The sequence below is a fragment of the Arthrobacter sp. C2 genome (assembly GCA_024207135.1).
GTDB lineage: Bacteria > Actinomycetota > Actinomycetes > Actinomycetales > Micrococcaceae > Paeniglutamicibacter.
This window is the reverse complement of sequence record CP042428.1, coordinates 1,152,843-1,173,039: the sequence shown is the minus strand read 5'-3', so window position 1 is coordinate 1,173,039 and position 20,197 is coordinate 1,152,843. Positions and strand designations below refer to the sequence as shown.

14 protein-coding genes and 1 pseudogene are annotated in these 20,197 nt (G+C 53.4%); 10 read left to right on the top strand and 5 right to left on the bottom strand.

The features are described from left to right. Window positions 1–26 precede the first annotated feature (26 nt). The gene (locus FPY90_RS05455; RefSeq protein WP_498684308.1) at window positions 27–263 is read right to left on the bottom strand and encodes a hypothetical protein; all 237 of its coding nucleotides are present in this window, start codon (window positions 261–263) and stop codon (window positions 27–29) included. Between the two features lie 216 nt (window positions 264–479). On the opposite strand from FPY90_RS05455, the gene FPY90_RS05450 reads away from it, so the two are divergent. The 9 genes from FPY90_RS05450 to FPY90_RS05410 all read left to right on the top strand — a co-directional run bounded on the left by FPY90_RS05450 (window position 480) and on the right by FPY90_RS05410 (window position 13,673). Continuing rightward, a complete protein-coding gene (locus FPY90_RS05450) occupies window positions 480–2,072 on the top strand; it encodes an ABC-F family ATP-binding cassette domain-containing protein (RefSeq protein WP_498684306.1) in 1,593 nt (530 codons plus the stop codon). A 704-nt stretch (window positions 2,073–2,776) separates the two neighbouring features. Then, a complete protein-coding gene (serA, locus tag FPY90_RS05445; protein WP_498684305.1) occupies window positions 2,777–4,372 on the top strand; it encodes a phosphoglycerate dehydrogenase in 1,596 nt (531 codons plus the stop codon). A gap of 309 nt (window positions 4,373–4,681) precedes the next feature. Then, window positions 4,682–5,740, top strand: a complete 1,059-nt coding sequence (locus tag FPY90_RS05440; protein WP_498684303.1) for an NYN domain-containing protein — start codon at window positions 4,682–4,684, stop codon at window positions 5,738–5,740. Between the two features lie 47 nt (window positions 5,741–5,787). Further along, window positions 5,788–7,338 (top strand): methionine--tRNA ligase, encoded by a 1,551-nt coding sequence (metG, locus tag FPY90_RS05435; RefSeq protein ID WP_498684301.1) that lies wholly within the window; start codon window positions 5,788–5,790, stop codon window positions 7,336–7,338. A 314-nt stretch (window positions 7,339–7,652) separates the two neighbouring features. Then, window positions 7,653–8,789 (top strand): non-hydrolyzing UDP-N-acetylglucosamine 2-epimerase, encoded by a 1,137-nt coding sequence (gene wecB / locus FPY90_RS05430; RefSeq protein ID WP_498684300.1) that lies wholly within the window; start codon window positions 7,653–7,655, stop codon window positions 8,787–8,789. Between the two features lies 1 nt (window position 8,790). Further along, window positions 8,791–10,425, top strand: coding sequence for a stealth conserved region 3 domain-containing protein (locus tag FPY90_RS05425; protein WP_498684299.1), 1,635 nt, complete (start codon window positions 8,791–8,793; stop codon window positions 10,423–10,425). Window positions 10,426–10,604: 179 nt separating this feature from the next. Continuing rightward, window positions 10,605–12,167 carry a stealth family protein gene (locus FPY90_RS05420; RefSeq protein ID WP_498684295.1) on the top strand — a complete coding sequence of 521 codons (1,563 nt, stop codon included), beginning with the start codon at window positions 10,605–10,607 and terminating at the stop codon, window positions 12,165–12,167. A 94-nt stretch (window positions 12,168–12,261) separates the two neighbouring features. Further along, complete coding sequence (locus FPY90_RS05415; protein ID WP_498684293.1) at window positions 12,262–12,849, top strand: SGNH/GDSL hydrolase family protein; 588 nt, start codon at window positions 12,262–12,264, stop codon at window positions 12,847–12,849. Beyond that, window positions 12,846–13,673: a hypothetical protein gene (locus tag FPY90_RS05410; RefSeq protein ID WP_498684292.1), complete on the top strand. Its 828-nt coding sequence runs from the start codon at window positions 12,846–12,848 to the stop codon at window positions 13,671–13,673. Before FPY90_RS05415 ends, FPY90_RS05410 begins: the two co-directional genes overlap by 4 nt. 429 nt (window positions 13,674–14,102) lie before the next feature. On the opposite strand, the pseudogene FPY90_RS05405 reads toward FPY90_RS05410, so the two are convergent. The 4 genes and pseudogenes from FPY90_RS05405 to FPY90_RS05390 form a co-directional block, all read right to left on the bottom strand. Then, a pseudogene (locus FPY90_RS05405) lies at window positions 14,103–14,583 on the bottom strand (transposase family protein); the annotation flags it as partial. Window positions 14,584–15,368: 785 nt separating this feature from the next. After that, complete coding sequence (locus FPY90_RS05400; protein ID WP_498684290.1) at window positions 15,369–16,589, bottom strand: Stealth CR1 domain-containing protein; 1,221 nt, start codon at window positions 16,587–16,589, stop codon at window positions 15,369–15,371. A 433-nt stretch (window positions 16,590–17,022) separates the two neighbouring features. Continuing rightward, entirely contained in the window at window positions 17,023–17,643 is a 621-nt protein-coding gene (locus tag FPY90_RS05395) for a response regulator (RefSeq protein WP_498685521.1), read from the bottom strand. Window positions 17,644–17,717: 74 nt separating this feature from the next. Beyond that, window positions 17,718–18,905, bottom strand: coding sequence for a sensor histidine kinase (locus FPY90_RS05390; protein ID WP_498684288.1), 1,188 nt, complete (start codon window positions 18,903–18,905; stop codon window positions 17,718–17,720). 170 nt (window positions 18,906–19,075) lie between these two features. Here FPY90_RS05390 and FPY90_RS05385 point away from each other — a divergent pair, with 170 nt between their 5' ends. Further along, on the top strand, window positions 19,076–20,134 hold the full coding sequence (locus FPY90_RS05385; protein ID WP_498684286.1) for a 3-isopropylmalate dehydrogenase: 1,059 nt from the start codon (window positions 19,076–19,078) through the stop codon (window positions 20,132–20,134). Window positions 20,135–20,197: the final 63 nt, after the last annotated feature.

The window sequence follows — 20,197 nt, the reverse complement described above, 5'->3', positions numbered from 1 at the left end:
TTGGAAGGCAGAGTAAAGAATCCGGGTCATCCCGCGCGGGTGTTGAGTTCGCGCAGGATGGCCGAGCGGATCAGGCGCTTGCGGATCTCGAGGCTGATCGGCCGCCCGGCCATGTGCATGCCGTAGGCGATCTTCTCGACCTTGCGCTCGGCGCGTCCGATGATGTTGTCGATCTCGCTGGCGGGCAGGGACTCGATGTAGTCCCAGATGAGCTGTTCGTGGGCAGAACTGTCGCGTGAACCGGTGAATTCGTTTGCAGACACGGCACGCCTCCTGCTTCCAGTGTGGCATTGGAAGCAGGAACGCGCCATCATGTTGAGCCGCTGGGGGAGGAGCTCGAAGGGAGCCAACGACCAAGCCTTGTAGAATCGTTGTTGGTGTTTAGCGGTATTGGCTCGTGTCCATTTCACCGAGCGGTCTCCGCATGGGGAACGTGCCCGCTATTCCACCACCGATGCTATTGATAGGACCACACCAGCATGAGCTTGATCCGGCTAAACGATGTCAGCGTTCGATTCGAAAACAACCAAATCCTGCGCGAGGCATTCTTCAAGCTCGAGGCCGGGGACCGGGTCGGCCTGATCGGGCGAAACGGCTCGGGCAAGTCGACCCTGCTGAAGCTGGTGCTGGACCAGGTATCGCCGGACACCGGGACGGTGGCCGTGGAACTGGGAACCAAGATCGGCTACTTCTCCCAGTTCTCGGAACTCAACTGTGGAGCCACCATCTCAGAGGTGCTCAACGAGCTCTTTGGCGAGGTCAAGGCCATCGAAGCGGAACTTGCCGAGATCGATGAGGCCATTGCCGCCGATCCCAAGGCCGACGAGATGGAACGTTTGATCCATCGCCAGTCGGAGCTCTTTGAATCCATGGATCGATTGGATGGCTGGGACTACCCACGCACCATCGACACCGTGCTCACCAAACTCGGCTTTGACGAAGCCCACCGCACCTGTCCCATTGACTCCCTGTCCGGCGGCTGGCGCAACCGTGCCGCGCTGGCGAAGATCCTGCTCGAGGACCCCGATGTGCTCCTGCTGGACGAGCCGACCAACTTCCTTGATGTTGCCGGCGTTGAATGGCTGGAGAACTGGTTCAAGTCCTTCCAAGGTGCGGCGATCATCGTCTCGCACGACCGCAAGTTCCTGGACTCGGTGGTCACCCGGATCGTTGAGGTCGAGAACTTCCACCTCCACGAGTACCCGGGAAACTTTGCCCAGTACGTGGTGGCCAAGCAGTTCAAGCTCAAGACGCTCGAATCGCAGTTCGTCCACGAGTCAGAGCTTCTGGCCTTCGAGGCCGAAGGTATCTCGGACCGCCGCGAGGCGGCCAAGGCCGCCAGCAAGGGGCTGGACAACAAGCTTTCGAAGATCAAGAAGTCGCGGGCCCCGCGCCCGGTGGACAAGATCATCACTGAGATCTACGGCGGCCTGCACATCAAGGACACCCTCTGCCGGGTGGAGGGCCTGTCCAAGTCCTACGGGGACAAGACGCTCTTCACCGATCTCAGCTTCGAGGTGCGTCGCGGCAACCGCCTGGTGATCCTCGGTGCCAACGGCAGTGGCAAGTCCACGCTGCTGCGCGTGCTGACGGAGGAGGAAAAGCAGGATTCGGGTTATGTCACCTGGACCAAGGGCGCCGCGGTCGTTTCCTACAACCAGATCCTTGAGGAACTGGATAACGAGGACACCGTGACCCACGCGGTCAACGCCATGCCCAATTCCTTGGCCTTCACCGCCACCAAGAAATCGGTCAACCGCTTCCTGGCCATGTTCCAGTTCTCCGAGGCCGATCTGAAGAACCGCATTGGCAACCTCTCGGGAGGCCAGCGTTCCCGGGTGGCTATGGCCATGTGCCTGCTCTCGGGAGCCTCGGTGCTGGTCCTGGATGAGCCCACGAACCACCTGGACATGTCGAGCACGCAGGTCATGGAACGGGCGCTGCTTCACTTCCCGGGTGCCGTGGTTGTCGTCAGCCACGACCGGTTCTTCAGCGAGAAAATTGCCAACCGCTACCTGGTGTTTGGCGCCGAGAACGCGAAGCCGGGAGAGGTCGCGGTCCGCGGGGCCTAATCAGCTCTCCGGAGCCGTTGACAGTCCCGCCTGAGGTCGCTTCGAAGGGCCCCGGCTCGGAGGCCGTCACATGCCGGTAATTCTTGAGCGTGATCCCGGAGAGGATCGTGGCCATGCCATCGAGGCTCGTTGCCGCAGTTGCCATGCATCAGGACGTAGGCCCCGAAAGTGGCGTCGTGTATGAGACGGGGCGGGATCTTCTTGGAAGCACGACTGATGTGGCCGAGAGAGGTCGTTTCCGTCGTGTTGCAAAGATCGGTGGACCTCAAGAATCCGGCGGGGGCGATGGGATATGAATACGCTAGTCGGCTGAACTCTGTGAAATCTTGACAGGGGCAGGAATCAGCTGCTGAGAGCCCTTGCAAGCGTGCGCCGATTTTCGGGCAACGCGCAACGGAATGCAGCAAGGCTCCGTGTCCTTCAAAGGTTGCTCAGGAAGCGTAGACCACGCTCGGTGCAGACAGGTGCATCGATCCCATTCCGGGAGGATGGGGAAAGAACACTTTTGGCATTTTTGTCGTAGAGGCCACGAACTTCCAAGGAAACCAAATACCTGTGAAGATATTCACAAAACACTGATGCGGTCCCGTAACATCGGACAGTGGAGCCGGGTATATGACCTGACGGGCGATATTCTGGGCATTCTGGTCCGGTCGATCCCGGACCATGCATCCAGCCCACTGAAATAGCAAAGGTGCCACCCCGTGTCTGTAAACAAGCCAGTCGTCCTTTTGGCCGAAGAACTCTCGCCCGCAACCATTGCGGCCTTGGGTCCCGATTTCGAGATTCGGCAGACAGACGGTGCAGACCGCTCCCGGCTGTTGGCTGCGATTGCTGACGTGGATGCCATCCTCGTGCGCTCCGCCACCCAGGTCGATGCAGAGGCTATTGCCGCAGCCAAGAACCTGAAAATCATTGCACGAGCCGGGGTCGGCCTGGACAACGTTGACATCAAGGCCGCCACCCAGGCCGGTGTCATGGTCGTGAACGCTCCGACCTCCAACATCATTTCCGCCGCGGAGCTGACCGTGGGGCACATCGTGTCCCTGGCCCGCCGCATTCCGGCGGCCAACGCCTCACTGAAGGCCGGTGCCTGGAAGCGCAGCTCCTACACTGGCGTCGAGCTTTTTGAGAAGAAGGCCGGCATCATTGGCCTGGGCCGCATTGGCGCCTTGGTGGCCGCACGCCTACAGGGCTTTGGCATGGAAATCCTTGCCTACGATCCCTACATCACCCCGGCACGCGCCCAGCAGCTCGGCGTCACCCTGGTGGAGCTGGATGAACTTCTGGCCCAGTCCGACTTCGTCACCATCCACATGCCCAAGACCCCGGAAACTATTGGCATGCTTGGCAAGGATGCTTTTGCCAAGATGAAGAACTCCGCTTATGTGATCAATGTGGCCCGCGGTGGCCTCGTTGATCAGGAAGCGCTCTACACGGCGTTGAAGAACGAGGAAATTGCCGGAGCCGGCATTGACGTCTTCGTCCAGGAGCCCAGCACGGATCTTCCGTTCTTTGAATTCGAGAATGTCACGGTCACCCCGCACCTGGGTGCTTCGACCGATGAAGCCCAAGAGAAGGCGGGCGTCTCCGTGGCCAAGTCCGTTCGCCTGGCCCTGGCCGGCGAGCTGGTTCCGGACGCGGTCAACGTTGCCGGTGGTGTCATTGATGAAAACGTTCGCCCGGGTATCCCGCTGATCGAGAAGCTGGGTCGCATCTTCAATGCGCTGACCGTTGGGTCCCTGACCAGCATCGACGTTGTCGTTGCCGGCGAGATCGCCTCCCTGGATGTAAAGGCACTGGAACTTTCGGCACTCAAGGGTGTCTTCATGGATGTTGTCTCCGACCAGGTCTCCTACGTAAACGCCCCGGTGCTGGCGGAACAGCGCGGCGTGGCCACCCGATTGGTGACCACCCCGGATTCGCCTGAATACCGCAACCTGCTCACTGTCAAGGGCGCTTCCACCGAAGGCACTCAGCTTTCGGTCGCTGGTACCCTCACCGGACCGAAGCAGATCGAGAAGCTCGTTGGCATCAACGGCTACGAAATCGAAATCCCGATCACCGACCACATGATCGTGCTGCGCTATGCAGACCGCCCGGGTGTCATTGGTACCTTGGGCAACGTCCTGGGTGAGCAGGGCGTGAACATTGCTGGCATGCAGGTTGCCCGCAAGGAAGAGCGCGGCGAGGCCGTTGCGGTCTTGGCCATCGATTCCTCGCTGCCATCCGGTGTGCTGGACATTGTCCGTGCGGCCATTGGCGCCACTGTGGCCCGCGAGATCAACCTCGAGGACTAATCTCGACCAGGGACAAACAAGTAGAGCGCCTCGCACGCCGTCGGCAGTCTTCCTGGAATTGTTCGGGAATGACTGCCGGTGGGCATGCGGGGCATTTTTGTTGCTTGGGTTTCGGCCCGGTCACGGACGACCGAGAGCACGAATCATGAACGTCAACTGATGGGTTGAACTCGTACACGTTCAGGCAGTTGGTTCATGCGCTTGTGTGCGAAGTGGTTCATAAGGATGTTTTCTGGGAAGTCACTAGCAAATTCTCAGGTGGCCTGCGCGTTTCTCAAGCAGATCCTTCGCACAGCATAGGATTGAAGGATGACGTCTCAAAGTGCCATTTTCGTGGATGCCAGCTTCTTACTAGCTATCGGGGGACACCGTGCCTCTGGAACAACATTACGTGCAGCCTTTACGGTTAACTTTGAAGCGCTGATCGAGGGAATCCTCAAAACAGCCAAGGAATTTAGTGGTCTGGAGAACCTACGAATCTATTGGTATGACGCTGCGAAGGATGCAATCTTTACCGATCAGCACAAGCGCATAGGCCTGATACCCGGAGTAAAGGTTCGGTTGGGGCGTATTTCGTTTAATGGCGAGCAAAAAGGTGTTGACCTCAAGTTGGGCCTTGACTTGGTCGGTATTGCCCGTAACCGCGCAGCGTCCGTTGCCTTCTTGGTGTCTGGCGATGATGATCTGGCTGAGGCAGTCGAAGAAGCACAAGACTTGGGCATGAAGGTCGTACTTATTGGAGTGGAGAAGGCTGACCATCGGCTGGGCGTTGCCTCAGTGGCCGAACATCTCGCCTTGCGGGTAGACAGCATCATTACATTGCCCGAGCAACTCATCGAGACAGCGTTCGTGAAGGCAGTGTCGTGGGATCCGGAACATGCCACCCAGACGGCCAACATAGCCAACGCACCAGAGACTATCAAAGTAGTGGAGACGGGCACTGAATCGCTGCCAATGCGTCCCAAGCCAGGAGCGCCAAAACCACCCACACCCGCACTGTTGAACCAGCGTCCGAAACTCCAAACCCCTGTAAAAGCACCGGCGTCAACAGCACCTGCTGATTACCAGCTTGTCTACAGCTCAACGCAACAGACCTCTGGGTTTACCGGAGCAGCAGGCGCTGTCGACTCAAGCGCCATGGATGTCGCTGCCGAAGTTGGCAGCAGCGTTGCCAAGAACTGGCATGCAAGTACCAACCTTGCCGAACTGAAAGACCTGCTCTCTGACCGTCCCCTGTTACCGGCAGAGATCGACAGGGTGCTGCTCAAGGACTGCGCGCAACGTATCGGGGAGTGGAAGACCGACCTGCAAGATATCCGCCGAGCCCTGCGCATAGCCTTCTGGCAACAGCTCGACCAGCTCACATAGGGGTCTTCGATGGGCGGTTTGAAGCCAAACTACGGTAGATTTTTAGGGTGACTTCTGAGCAGACCCCGTTTTTCATCACCACCGCCATCTCCTACCCGAACGGCGTGCCCCACATCGGGCATGCCTACGAGGTAATTGCCACCGACGCCATGGCACGTTTCAAGCGCCTTGACGGCTATGACGTGTTCTTCATGACAGGCACGGACGAGCATGGGCAGAAGATGCTGCAGACCGCAGAACGCGAGGGGATCACCCCTCGAGAACTGGCGCAGCGCAACTCAGACGCCTTCCAGGCGATGAATGACGAGCTGGGCATCAGCTACGACAGATTCATTCGCACCACGGATTCGGACCACTATGCAGCTGCGCAGGCTATCTGGAAGCGCATGGAAGCCAATGGCGATATCTACCTGGATAAGTACGCGGGTTGGTACTCTGTGCGTGACGAAGCCTTCCACGCCGAGGAAGATACTGAGGTCCGTGAGGACGGAGTCCGTTACTCCAAGGAAACCGATACTGAGGTCCTTTGGACAGAAGAGGAATCCTACTTCTTCCGCCTCTCTGCGTACCAGAACAAGCTGTTAGAACTTTACAAGTCGCAGCCGGACTTCGGCGCTCCGCAGTCGCGCTTCAACGAGGTCATCCGCTTCGTTGAACGCGGCTTAGATGATCTGTCGATCTCACGCACCACATTCGATTGGGGTGTCCCAGTTCCAGGCAGCAAGGACCACGTCATGTATGTGTGGGTTGATGCGTTGACGAACTACCTGACCGGCACCGGATTCCCCGACACTGAATCCGAATCGTTCAAGAAGTATTGGCCGGCTGATGTCCATGTGATTGGCAAGGACATCTCCCGCTTCCACGCCATCTATTGGCCAGCGTTTCTGATGTCGGCGAAGTTGCCATTGCCCAAGCGAGTGATGATCCATGGTTTTCTCCACAACAACGGCGTAAAAATGTCGAAGTCCTTGGGCAACGTAGTCGCCCCTGCAGACTTCATCTCTCAGTACGGATTGGATCAAGTCCGTTACTTCTTCCTGCGCGAGGTTCCCTTCGGCGCCGATGGCAGTTACAGCCACGACACGATTGTTGGCCGAATGAATTCGGACCTAGCCAACAACCTCGGCAACCTTGCCCAGCGTTCCCTTTCTATGGTGGCGAAGAATTGCGGAGGGGTGGTTCCCACCCCAGGAAAATTCACGGATGCAGACCAGAAGATCCTCGTTGAGGCAGACAGGCTACTGGAGATTTGTCGAGACTCGTTCGCTCGTCAGGAGTTCAGCAAGGCACTTGAAGCTATCTGGACTGTCTTAGGAGATACCAACGCCTACTTTGCAGAGCAAGAACCGTGGGTACTCCGAAAAACGGATATAGCACGCATGGAAACTGTCCTCTACGTGACACTTGAGGTGCTGAGACTGGTCGCGTTGCTGGTGCAGCCAGTCATCCCGACGGCCGCATCGGCATTACTCGCAGTTCTAGGGCAGAAGGATGGTTCACAGCGAGAATTTGTGTCGTTCGAAACAAGGCTCGTCGCGGGAACGAAGCTATTGCCACCAACACCAATATTTCCAAAGTACGAAACGACAGATTAACGCAATTAAGTAAGATCTTTCTAAGATCTCGAACTACGATTTGCCTTTTGTGCAATATTTGGCCAATTTAATGCACAAAAATTCTCAATATATGGAGACGACTCCACAGCCGGACTGTTGTAGCCGGGGTACAACTCCAAGATCGATGCGACACCCGTTTCATACGAATTGTAAGTCGCTGTACAATCGATGGAGGAAGCCTAAAATGGTCACGCTCAGCACTCGAGGATAGCTCCGGACCGCGCACAATTCCACAAAGCGGAATCGAGACTAAGTATCTTATTGGCACGTTTGCCCTCACCAAAGGAATCAAGATGAAGAAAGCAATGGTAGTGTTCGGAACACGACCTGAGGCAATCAAGATGGCCCCGGTAGTTCGGGAGCTTCTTAGCGAAGACTCGACGTATCGGCCCGTCGTTGTCGTGACTGGGCAGCACCGCGAGCTTCTTCACCAGGCATTAGAGATGCTGGAGATAGAACCCGACATTGATCTGAGCCTAATGAAGCCAAACCAAAGCCTTGCTGAGTTTGCTTCCACAGCATTGTCGTCCCTTTCTGACGTTATCAAATCAGAAAATCCAGACCTGATCCTAGTTCACGGGGACACCTCAACATCCTTTATAGGCGCGTTAGCCGCCTACTATAATCAAGTTCCTGTTGGGCACGTCGAAGCCGGACTTCGCACCGATTCGATCAAATCACCGTGGCCCGAAGAAGGTAATCGCCGCCTCATTGGGAGACTAACAAAATTTCACTTCGCGCCCACCAGCCGTTCCGCAGAAAACCTGCTTAAGGAAAACATAGATCAGAATACGATCTTTGTGACTGGAAACACAGTTGTAGACTCCCTGTTGTGGGTCAAGAATAAGTTGGACACCTCGCCAACATTTAAAGAAGAATTCGCCACTCGTCATCCATACATTGAAGTTGATGAAGAAATCGTGTTGGTCACAAACCACCGACGAGAGAATTTCGGCGATGGCATGAGAAATGTGTACAACGCCGTCAAAAGGCTCGCCGTTGAATATCCTTTGAAGCAATTTATTTTCCCAATGCACCTGAATCCGAATGCGCGCAGGCCAGCTGAGGAAATATTGTCAGAGTCCGCGAATGTACATTTGATTGCTCCGCTTGACTATCAAGACTTCGTTTACATGTTGGCTACAGCAAGTCTCATTATTACTGATTCTGGGGGAGTTCAAGAAGAAGCACCATCGTTTGGAACCCATGTTCTCGTTACCCGACAATCCACGGAACGTCCAGAGGGTATTGAAGCCGGCGTCGCAGTCTTAGTTGGAACGGATGAAGACGAGATCGTGGAACAAGCCAACAAGATATTGAAGAAAACTACCAAGCGGAGCCCTATCGACGGCATCCTGAATCCTTACGGAGACGGCACTGCAGCTCGTCAGATCATTCGGGCTCTCAACGACCACTCGCATGGAAACTAAAATGCCAAAAATTTTCCCGATCACCTACTCAAGGTATAGCCGAGCGCTGGCCAGGCGACTGAGCCCTGCCGATTTTGCCCCAGTCGCCTATGCGAAGCCTTCTTCTTCAAAAAAGACCGCTGTCAAAAAAGCAAGTCCGCCTATCAAAACTGAGTACGTATCATTACCTCGGCGGGTTCCCACTCCTGAAGCTTTTTCCCCTCGAGTTGAATCATTCGGTTATCCAGAACTGCTTTCCGGTATCGAGAATTATACGACTTATTGGTATTTGGATGATCAATCAACTGGCGTCCTTCGGGTTATTTCCCCCAGCAAGGATTCACATTCCTTGCTCAACTCCGTATTGGCGACAGCCTATGAGAATGGTTTCGAGGTCCAAGTTGTTAACCTGAGGACAGGAGAGCGAATCGCTGCAAACGTCAGGAAATGCCACGAGCTTCTGAGACTACATCGTCGTCTGAACTTACGCCTCGTTGACCAGCGAAGTAGTTCAAAAGACTTGAAAATAAGCGTTGAGTCTTGGTCGAAAACTCCAGAAGGCCACCTTTCAAGTCCACAGAACAATGCAACATTGTCCCGGATATGGAAGGGAACTCTAGATAACCAACTGTCAAAGTTGGCTGAGGTCGATGGAATACAGAATATAGCCACGGATCTGAATTCTCTGTTGCCGGCTCGTGTTGCGGATGAAGTCGACTTTGATATCGACTGGGTATTCTCGTGGGTAAATGGCGACGATCCAGATTGGAAGGAACTGTTCAACCAATGGGCTCCGGACGTTGACACTGATGCCGTCGATAAGTCTAGATTCGAAACTCGGGATGATCTAAAGTATGCCCTTCGTTCGCTCGAAGAGTATGCGCCCTGGGTCCGCACTATCCATGTTTTGACAAATTGCAAGGCACCTGAGTGGTTAGATTTAAATAACTCTAAAATTCACTGGGTAGATCATTCTGAAGTTTTTGAAGACGAGTTCCTGCCAACCTTCAGTTCACACGCAATTGAAACAGTTCTCCACAAAATTCCGAACCTAAGCGACCATTTCGTCTATTCTAATGACGATTTTTTCTTGATGAAACCTGCGAGAAAGTCTGATTTCTTCTATTCGAATGGAATCGCTCGTTTACGTCTTGAAAATTATGGAATGGTGAACGGTCCAACAACTGTGGGTGAACCAGATTATCTAAATGCTGCGCGAAATTCAGCAAGTTTGCTCGTCCGAGAGTTTGGGGCCCACCCAGTAAGGCTTCATACTCACTCTCCGCAGTCTATGAACAAGAACGTTCTCTCTGAAATGGAAAACAAATTCCAATCAGAATTCCTAGAAACTCGAGCTAATAAATTTAGACATAGCACGGATATAGCGGTGACAGGATTTTTGTATCACCATTTTGCGTATCTAACCGGTCGGGCCGTTCCAGACGGTGGTAACACTAGGCTCATTCAGCAGAATCACAATTTTGTGCATCTTTTCAACACACTGCTCCAAGAAAAAAATACTGGGAAGTTGTCCAAATTCCTGTCTGTGTGCGTCAACGATGGGCGTGGCAGCGCTGACAATCCAGCGTGGGGTAAATCTGCATTAGCGTTTGTCAATGGGTATTTCCCTGATCCTAGTCAATTTGAACACCACTAATTAGAACTAGCCAATACATTCACGCAAATGGCTGGCCTTAACCAAATAGACTAATCTGGTTAAGACCAGCCATTTGCGTTCAAAATATAATTCAGAGTTGAATCCTACGCTTATAGAAGGACCATGAATTGCAAATCCTAAGCGATGCGCGAAACATAATTAGAAAATTTTTGATTCGAATGATCAAGATTCGAAGCTATCTGGCAGTTTTTTCTCAGCTAGTGCTGAAACCAGCACTATATCTGGAAAGGCGTCCACGTATCCTCGCGGGACTGCCAGTCATGGCACGCGTAGATTTCGATTTGATACTGCCCACTCAGCGCTTGAATACTTTTGGGCAAATTTGCGAACTCTTCAACGACAACCGGCTTCAATACTGGGTACTTCCCACAGATACGTCAGAGCCGTTCGTTATTTCGATCAAATTGGAAGAAAGAGCAAGGGCTCTCCGAATTCTCCGAGAATCTAAGTCTTTCGTAGGCTGGTATCTTTCCAAGATCAACACGCGAAATGTGATGTCGCCGGCGGTTTCGTCGGTCGACCGGATAAAGGAAAACGAATTAAACGCAGTGCGGATGTGGGAATATGTATTCGCGAGTCAGGATTCCGGTTTCCGCGCTTCGGAGGCACAAGGAGTCGACTTGTACTTCTGGGCCTCCGATGACAAAGATGTGTATTCTAGTCCCGTCTGGCGACCAAATGCGACCCCACTAAGTTCGCAGGATATAGAACGGTTGGATTCTGACAAAGTTCCAGTAGCCTGGTCTGAGATTTCTCATTTGTCCACTGTAAAATTCCCCATTGACGTAGTTTTTACCTGGGTGGACGGGGACGACCCTACTTGGATCAAAGAACGGTCAAGAGCTTTAGGGGAACATGATTCATCTTTTGAGACTGAGCGCGCCAGAGGTGCCTCGAGGTTTGAGAGCCACGACGAACTGCGTTATGCATTACGGGGAATCGAACAATATGCTCCTTGGGTTAATTGTATTTGGATCGTTACGTCTGGGCATTACCCTAAATGGTTAGATCTGAACCATCCTCGTATCAAATTAGTCGCGCATGAGGATATCTGGCCGAGTAAGGCGGGTCTTCCAACTTTTAATTCTCACGCTATTGAAACTTGTTTACATCGTATAGATGGCTTGAGCGAACACTTCATCTATTTCAATGATGACATGTTTATCGCCAGACCAATTAGCCAAAATATGTTTTTTCACACCAATGGGTTGAGTAAGATATTTCCTTCGAAAGCCCTCGTAGATTATTTCGATAATAGACCAGGAGAAATTGCTTCGACTACGGCTTCTCGAAATGCTCGAGACCTATTGCTTCAAAAATTTGGAATTTCTCATACCCAAAAATTTTACCACACGGGAGCTTCCCTTCGGCGCTCATTAATGATGGAACTAGAAAGAAGTTTCGGCGCTTCGATAGAATTGACCAGAGAATCTCAATTCAGATCCATTCTAGATGTCGCGATGGCGGGATCACTTTATCTAAACTATGCCCTAATTCGGGGAGTTGGTGTAGTTTCCTCAATTCGCTACGAATATGTCGACCCAGCCACGAATCAGGGCCGTGAACGTATGCTGAAGATTTTGAAATCTCGTTGTTTTGACACCTTTTGTATCAATGATGGCTCTAGCAAGGAAACAGCAAAGGAACGCTTAGTGACCAAAATTGTGATCAGAAATTTTTTGGAGACATATTTTCCCGTGAAGTCAAGTTTTGAAAAATAGATCGTTCTTTTCCGCTTTATTGGTAGTTCTTTTATCCTTAGGCTTATCTGGATGTTCGGGACTGAGAAGCCAGGGACTGCGCGCTGAGGATAGGATGAGTCCCCAAGCCATCGCGCTCTTTATTGGAGATTCTTACACTCATGGAGTAGGGGCGACGACTGAGGAGAACCGATGGTCCGCATTAGTTGCGAAGGAGTTTGGGTGGGTAGAGGTAAATCAGGCATATCCCGGGGCAGGCTATACAAAGCGCCCACGGAAGTGCGAGGTCGACGTGTGCCCTTATTATGGGGCCACTATTGAGGCTGTAGCGGATACAATAGCGCCTGACTTTGTCGTGATCGCGGGTGGTCAGAACGACTTCAAGAACTTTGAGGCAGATGAATCATACGTCGCCGATTCCGTTCGTCGGACCTTCGCTTTGGCGGCAGAGAAGTTTCCGAGCTCTCAGTTGATCAGTGTCGGTCCGTCGTCGCCGGCCCGAATCACAAGAGGAAATTTGAGATTCGAAGACTATGTCAGAATTTCAAGTCAAGACTTCGGGGCTGTTCACGTAGACTTGATGACACCAAATGTTGTTGACCCCAGCTTCCTTGACGCTGATCGGGTGCATGTGAACGTGCGTGGGCATGCAGCCATTGCAAACCGAATTATTACTACTTTAAGGAATGCGGGACACTTATGAGTATTTCAAATTTAGAACCCGGTAAATATAAGAACATGAGTTATGAATATGTTGATAATGGGTCATCTGTTCTAATTATTCTTTTTCAGTCGGCTGGTAGAATAACTAATGACGTGTTTCCTATGATCTTGGACGGCTCGCTAGCGCCAGAGGATGTGCGCCGTATGCATGATTTCCTCAATTGGCGTAAAATGCCGTCCGCCTACCCGGGAGCTGATTATCTTTTTGTAAAGGACTATTATTCGCGAAGCTATGGGTGGTACACCATGGATGAGGGCAGGTCAATTCACCACTCCATCAATTTAGATCTGGATCAATTTATTTCGGAGAAGCCTTATGAGCGGGTGATCGCCTTTGGGAGCAGTAAAGGTGGCACGGCTGCACTTTTATATGGAATGTTAAACAGACACATCACTCATGTTCTTTCTCTGGTTCCGCAAATTGAAATTGGTCGATATTGGCGCAAATATTTCAAAGATTATATGCAACTTATTCTTGGAAGCAATAATCCAGAAACAAAAGAGTTGTATCTTAACGAACTAATGTACAGTGATGAGATTAAAATTCATACACAAGATACCATATTTTATACCTATACTGGAATTAAGGATGATCAATTCGCGCAAATAGTAAAATTTCATAATAGTTGGATTGGCGATTCGAAACATTCTCTTATTGTAAACACTTCAAATCAGCGTCACACTCCTTTGGTGACGGAGAACCTTGACTTTATTTACGACTGTCTTCAATCATTTGTTGAATATAGACCTATTGTCAACAAAAGTTTGATTCGTACGGGGAATGAATCGTATCTGTTAGTTTGACAAGTGGTCTGGACCATGCGGACCAGCCGTACTTGTCTTAGGCGGCACCTAAGAAACCCGGAGAAGATTGTACGAGCCACCTAAGCTCGTCTCGCTTCCTTGTCGCTCCCGAGTCACCTTGGCCAACTGACCAGGCTCCAGAGCACTGGTCCGCGATGACGATATTAGTATTGATGTTGATTGCGATGCTTAATTGCGAACGAGATCCTTCTTTCGGTGTCGTCGAATCGGGTTCCGGCCGCTCCCGGCTCGCCTTGGCATGGATACCGGAGCCGAACCGCTGGTCCGAGCCGTCCGCGGGTACGCTATGCAGCACACCATCGGGGGAGAGCAGTAGCGGCATTACGTGAGCTGGAGCTGGTCGCTGGCACGTATGCCGACTGACCGACCGCGTTTACGGGCCACCAAATGCCAAAGGCTGCCAAATAGCCGGTATTCGAAGGCGTCGAGCTGCCACAGGGACATGGCGGTGGACCGCACGAAGGGGACGAAGGAGGATTTGGGGCGTTTCCTGGGCGATGCGTCGACCTGCCCGACGCTGGCAAGCACTCGGCGATGGTTGCAACCGAGGGAACTTTGCCGCCGGGGAAGCCGTCCTGGAGGGCTGCCTCGTAGTGGATCGAGCGCGGGCCGTAATCCCAACCATCCGTCTTGAGCCGCTTGCGGATCTTGACGACCTCTTTGGTGACCTCGGGGCCATACTGCCTGGAGGGGTGCTTCGGGGCGCGGGACCGGGGATGCAAAGCGGCCGTGGATTCGCTCAGCTGGCTGCCCGTGTGCGGATCTTGTAGAACACGCTGCGGGAGACCTTGACCGACTTGCAGAACTCGGTCACGTTCAAGGCATGCGGCTGGGTCGGATCGTCATTGATGATCGCGGCTCGGGCCTGAGGTGAAAGGGCGTTTGTCATGGCAGCGAGTCTGTCAGCGCCGCCTGCCAGCAAAGTCCACGATGTGTTGAGACATCGTGTCTCCGATGTCATGAGATCGTGTGTCCACGATGTTTTGATACAGGACACACGAAGCCGCGAGACTACCTGCCCACCAAGTGATGACGTTTGGTGTCCACGATGTTGCGAGGTTACACACCAACAAGCCGGAACAGAAGTACCCACTGGCGCTATTTGGCAGCTACCGAAAATGGCTTGAGGAACAGGCCGCCGTTAGAAGTTGACAAGCATAGGAGCATCAGCACTGTGAGGGTTCACGCCCCTGAGGGTGGACAATCTTCTAATCAAGCTACCGTGGTGGGCCGGACTGGCGCCGGCCGACCACCCGCAAGAGCAGACAAGTCCGGATCAAGCCACCGCGAGGGGCAGGTGTGTAAAGAGTCATGCTCTCGGGGTAGACCGGCCGGCTCCTATCCTGCCAGCCAGTCCCAGACCAGCTACTGACAAGCCTCACGCACGAACGGTGGTGCTGAACCGCAAGACTGGGTGGTGCTCAAAGCGGTCAAATACTCCCGGCGGCTCCCGCCCGGGGAGGTACTGGCTTTCAACGGAAATATTGTTGGCTCTGAAAGGCAATATCTGGTGGTTCTAAAACCTCCGGATATTCACCAGCCCGACACGATCGCTTGGAATGGTCTGAAGTCTTCAGCCTGTAAGAAGATTCAAAGACGCGCTCGGGAATTTCCCATGGCCGACAACTCCCGATGCCATTCATAGCGCGAGAGTCAGACGATACACTCTAGGTACTACAATTCAGCTTGAGATTTCCAAGGGAAATAATTCTCAAGGAAATTCCGGATCATGTCTGTTTCGGATTGGTCGCGGGTGGCCTTTGATGAAACTTGATTTAGGCAAAATATCGTCGGGTTGTCCCATAGAAGAAGCCGTGAGAGTTCTACATCCACCCGAGCAGAGCTAATGTCAACATATCTATATCCTATTTCCCCGGGGACAGCTGTTCCAACGATTGCACCGAAATGATGCGCAAGATTAGAGGGAACCGATATATCTGTGCGGTGTCTGAATTTATTTCTGGTTGTCTGCTCCAGGTATTTTCCGAAATGATGCGCCACTTTTTGGAGTGTACTGAGTCGCTGCGCATGGGCGGTATGTTTGAATTTCTTTGTTGCCAGGTATCCAAATTTTTGTTCCAGCAAACGCTTGTTGTTGTGGGCCGCCCAATTGCTTGGTAAATCGGTGACTGAAGGGTCATCGGGAACTCGGTTATCACTTTCGAAATATTTACTTTTCCCTGTAGAGGTAAAAAATGTTTCCGGAGTGCACCAATCTGATAAAAATACATCATCATTAAAGTAGAGAAAGTGTTCATTCAAGCCCGGGATTCTATGTATATTGGCTTCGATTGCATGTGAGTTAAATGTTGGTAAATCAGACGGATTTTGAAAAATTTCTGCATGAGTTACTAGAGATATTTTTGGATTATTTAGGTCCAGCCACGCCGGAACTTGCCCGTTCGTAACAATGTAAATATGATTTATCCACGGAGCAAACATCTCGATCGAACGTAGTGAGTACTTTAACTCTTCCCTGTCTCGAAAGCGGACCATATCCGACGATGTTCGGGGACTCGTCGAGCCATACCGAGCTAGCGCATCTGAGTAGTCTTCCTTCCACTCGGGATCTTCCCCGTCGACCCATGTGTAGACGACATCTATCGGCAGGTTCAGGGTAGATCCGAAAGAATTTGTTCGATTTGATTCTGGATCGCTAATAGGAACACTGATGGCCCTTGCGAGATTTTTGCGTAGTGAATGCGCAAAAAGCGAAAGTTGAAGGTTTTCATTGGGTGCAGGCAATCCCAGTATCATGTCACTTGCTTTAAAGATTTCCGTAACATCATTGATGGAGCGTTGAAGGATCTGGAATCCATTACGGCCAAGGTCTGTCTGCTCCACAAAGTCGAAACCGGTCGCTTCTAGGACTGAGCGGATATGTTCTGCCGTCATCGTCCGGATGTCCTCTATGGTCTGGGCCTGTTGAAGTAGCGGTACGCTCTTTCGCGCGGTGAGCGTCCGTAGACGATTTAGTAGTGCATATGACGAATGCACTATTTTCCACGCCGGCGATGGAAGCGTCGACGCGATGCGCCCTTTCCATCCGTTGACTATGATTTTCTTTCCGTCCGATCAAGCTCGATCTCTCAGATACGAGTGTCCTGCAACTCTTGACGAACAGACAGGATCACCGTGAAATATTATCATCGTTCGAATTAAGATGGCGGTCGTTGTAAACATCACGATGTCGAGGTGAGAGAAAGGCTGCCAGAGCTCATCAATTAAAAGAGCTGGGATGCCGCGTCCTTGTCCACACTCGCGTACTCCATGCAGGGGGTCTCGAAAGTTCAAGTTACGCTTGACCACGATCACTCTGGCTCTAGGTTTAGGGTGTCACTATGCCGGTCTCGTAGGCGATGACAACTGCCTGCACACGGTCCCTTGCGCTCAACTTGGCCAGGATGTGCCCTACATGTGTCTTGATCGTTGCTTCCGACAAGTACAACTCCGCCGCAATCTCCGGATTGGAATTGCCGTTGGCGATGAGCCCAAAAACCTCGCGTTCACGCGGGGTCAATGATTCCACGGCCTTGACGTGCGCGCTGTCCGGGAGGGTCGAGCGCCGCAGCATGGGGGCTACATGGTCCAGAAGTCTGCGCGTCGTTGACGGCGCGATAACTGCATCTCCGCGGAAGACCGTGCGAATCGATTCGAGGAGTTCCTCGGGAGGAGCGTCCTTGAGGAGGAATCCACTGGCTCCGGCCTGGATGGCGGAGAGCGCATACTCGTCGAGGTCAAAGGTGGTCAGTACGATGACCTTCAGGCCCGGGGCACCCTTGGCTTGCTTTGCAAGCAAGTACTCCGTGGTCTCTATCCCGTTCATCTCAGGCATGCGCACGTCCATGAGGATGACATCCGCGCCAGCCAAGGTAGGCGAAGCAATGGCTTCACGGCCGTTAGAGGCCTCGGCAACGACTTCGAGATCGGATTGGGAGTTGATCAGCATCCGGAAGCCACTTCGAACCAATAGCTGGTCATCGACGAGTGCAACCCGAATGGGGTTTTCTTTGGGCAAGATTTCTAGTCCTCGGTGTAGGGGATAAATACGTCAACGTGAAATCCGCCGCCGGACTTTGGCTCGGCTCGCACACGGCCATCGTAGAGGGCGACCCGTTCAGCCATGCCGAGCAGTCCCTGTCCGGCGTCCGATGTGCTGAGGGCTCCGGCTCCGCGGCCGTTGTCAGAAATGAACAGCTGCAACCCCTTGCTATTCCAGACGAGGTTCACGGCGGCCGAGGTCGAAGGTCCGGCATGTTTCAATACATTGGTCAGTGCCTCCTGCAGCGCCCTGTACGCAGTGAGTTCTGCGCCTGCAGGCAGCGCACGCCGGGAAGTTCCTTCTTGCGTGTAGCTAATCTCGAGTCCGCTCTTTCGTGTGGTTTCCAGCAGCTCGGGAACATCCACGAGTGTTGGGAGCGGCCTCGTTGAAGCTTCATCGCCGCCGCGCAGCACACCCAGCAGTCTGCGCATCTCTTGTAGCGAGCTTCGTCCGGTCTGGGCGATCGTGGCAAGGGTTTCCCTGGCAATCTCCGGGTCGTGTTCACTCGCGTAGCGTGCACCATCGGATTGGGTGATGATCACCGAAAGGGAGTGGGCAACAATGTCATGCATTTCCCGAGCTATGTGGTTGCGTTCGTCGGCGGCAGCCAACGCACGTTCCTGTTCCCGCTCGGTCTCGAGCCTCCGGGTGCGGTCCTCGAGTGTTTGCAAGGTAAGTCGTCGTGTACGGGCCAAATCCCCAAACGTCCAGGCAACCAGAACCACGAGTCCTAGGCCAATGAAGTTCAGAACCATGCCTTCAAGCGAATTTCCGCCGGCCCAGACTCCTACCCGGACACTGGCCAGCAGAGCTCCAACGAATCCCGCTGCCAGCCCGGAGAATGATTCCCACCGTTTGCCGAAAGCTGCCAATGTATAGACCGTAATTGGCACGGCAATCTGGGAAGGCAACAATTCGCTTGTGACCACGACCTGGATCAGATGCGCGATGACGATGATTCCGGCGGCCGGCGCGGGCCGCCTTCGCCGCCAGATGAGCGGAAGCGTCTGCAACGAACCCAAGACGAACATCGTCCAACCGTTGCCTGAAACGCCCAGCATGATGCCGGCAAGGAATCCGAAGACGAGCCAGATTCCGAGGCCAAAGATGAGGTCAACCTTGTTTGGATTCTCTCGAATCCACTTGTCTATGGTGCGGTGTGGCGTCATCGGTTCCTGCGTTGGCAACTGGAGGGGTTAGCTTCGTCCTCAAGCCTACGGGGCAAACGCCGGGTGTGCCTCATGCCTCGGCATGAAATGTGGCTCTGTCCAGCCACGAGCTGTTCATATTTTGAGACAGGTTGCTCACATAGTGATACAACTCGATAAACTCATGTGTCATGAGCGAATCCTTGAATATTGCTGTCATTGCAGGCGATGGCATTGGTCCAGAAGTAATTGCCGAGGCCGTGAAGGTCCTGAAGAAGGCCACGGAGAGCACCAACGTGCAACTGGTGCTGACCGACTACCAACTCGGTGCCGAGCACTGGCTCGAAACGGGGGAGACCCTGCCCGAGGAAACCCTGGCAGCGCTGCGCACCCATGATGCAATCCTGTTTGGCGCCGTTGGTGCGGCACCCGGGGATACCCGTATTCCTTCAGGCCTGATTGAACGCGAGCTGCTGCTCAAGCTGCGCTTCAGCCTGGACCACTTTGTGAACTTGCGTCCGTCCAAGCTGTACCCCGGCGTCCCGAGCCCTTTGGCTGAACCCGGTGAAATCGACTTCATCGTTGTTCGCGAAGGAACTGAAGGTCCCTACGTAGGCAATGGCGGCGTACTCCGTGCCGGAACGCCCCATGAAATTGCCACAGAGGTATCCATCAACACCGCGCACGGCGTGGAGCGCGTTGTACGCGACGCATTCCGCCGCGCCAATGATCGCTCGCGCAAGCACGTGACTTTGGTCCACAAGCACAACGTCCTGGTCTACGCCGGTCACTTGTGGCGCCGCACCGTCGAAGCAGTCGCTCAGGAATTCCCGAACGTCACCCACGATTACCTGCACGTGGATGCCGCAACGATCTTCATGACCACCAACCCCTCGCGTTTCGATGTCATTGTCACCGACAACCTCTTCGGTGACATCCTCACCGACCAGGCCGGCGCGATCACCGGCGGCATTGGCCTGGCCGCTTCGGGAAACATCAATATGGACCGCACCGCACCGTCAATGTTCGAGCCGGTGCATGGTTCGGCGCCGGACATCGCCGGCCAGCAGAAGGCCGACCCTACGGCGGCGATCCTTTCGGCAGCTCTCTTGCTTGACCATGTTGGCCTGTCGGAGGCCGCCCGCCGAGTGGAAGAAGCCGTGGAAAGCGACATTGCATCACGTGATGAAATGACCGACCCGCGCACCACGGCCGAGATTGGCGATGCAATCCTCGCTGCACTGGCTTAAGCTGGAGCGTAGGTTCACTTAGGAACCAATTCTTAGGGTGGCAAGCCCTTATGGGCTTGCCAC

What these genes read in the sequence shown, in the direction of transcription:
- FPY90_RS05450 (WP_498684306.1), top strand. Translation starts at nt 480, where the DNA reads ATGAGCTTGATCCGGCTAAACGATGTCAGCGTTCGATTCGAAAACAAC.
- FPY90_RS05440 (WP_498684303.1), top strand. Translation starts at nt 4,682, where the DNA reads ATGACGTCTCAAAGTGCCATTTTCGTGGATGCCAGCTTCTTACTAGCT.
- wecB (WP_498684300.1), top strand. Translation starts at nt 7,653, where the DNA reads ATGAAGAAAGCAATGGTAGTGTTCGGAACACGACCTGAGGCAATCAAG.
- FPY90_RS05425 (WP_498684299.1), top strand. Translation starts at nt 8,791, where the DNA reads ATGCCAAAAATTTTCCCGATCACCTACTCAAGGTATAGCCGAGCGCTG.
- FPY90_RS05420 (WP_498684295.1), top strand. Translation starts at nt 10,605, where the DNA reads ATGATCAAGATTCGAAGCTATCTGGCAGTTTTTTCTCAGCTAGTGCTG.
- FPY90_RS05415 (WP_498684293.1), top strand. Translation starts at nt 12,262, where the DNA reads ATGAGTCCCCAAGCCATCGCGCTCTTTATTGGAGATTCTTACACTCAT.
- FPY90_RS05410 (WP_498684292.1), top strand. Translation starts at nt 12,846, where the DNA reads ATGAGTATTTCAAATTTAGAACCCGGTAAATATAAGAACATGAGTTAT.
- FPY90_RS05400 (WP_498684290.1), bottom strand. Translation starts at nt 16,589, where the DNA reads ATGACGGCAGAACATATCCGCTCAGTCCTAGAAGCGACCGGTTTCGAC.
- FPY90_RS05395 (WP_498685521.1), bottom strand. Translation starts at nt 17,643, where the DNA reads ATGCTGATCAACTCCCAATCCGATCTCGAAGTCGTTGCCGAGGCCTCT.
- FPY90_RS05390 (WP_498684288.1), bottom strand. Translation starts at nt 18,905, where the DNA reads ATGACGCCACACCGCACCATAGACAAGTGGATTCGAGAGAATCCAAAC.
- FPY90_RS05385 (WP_498684286.1), top strand. Translation starts at nt 19,076, where the DNA reads ATGAGCGAATCCTTGAATATTGCTGTCATTGCAGGCGATGGCATTGGT.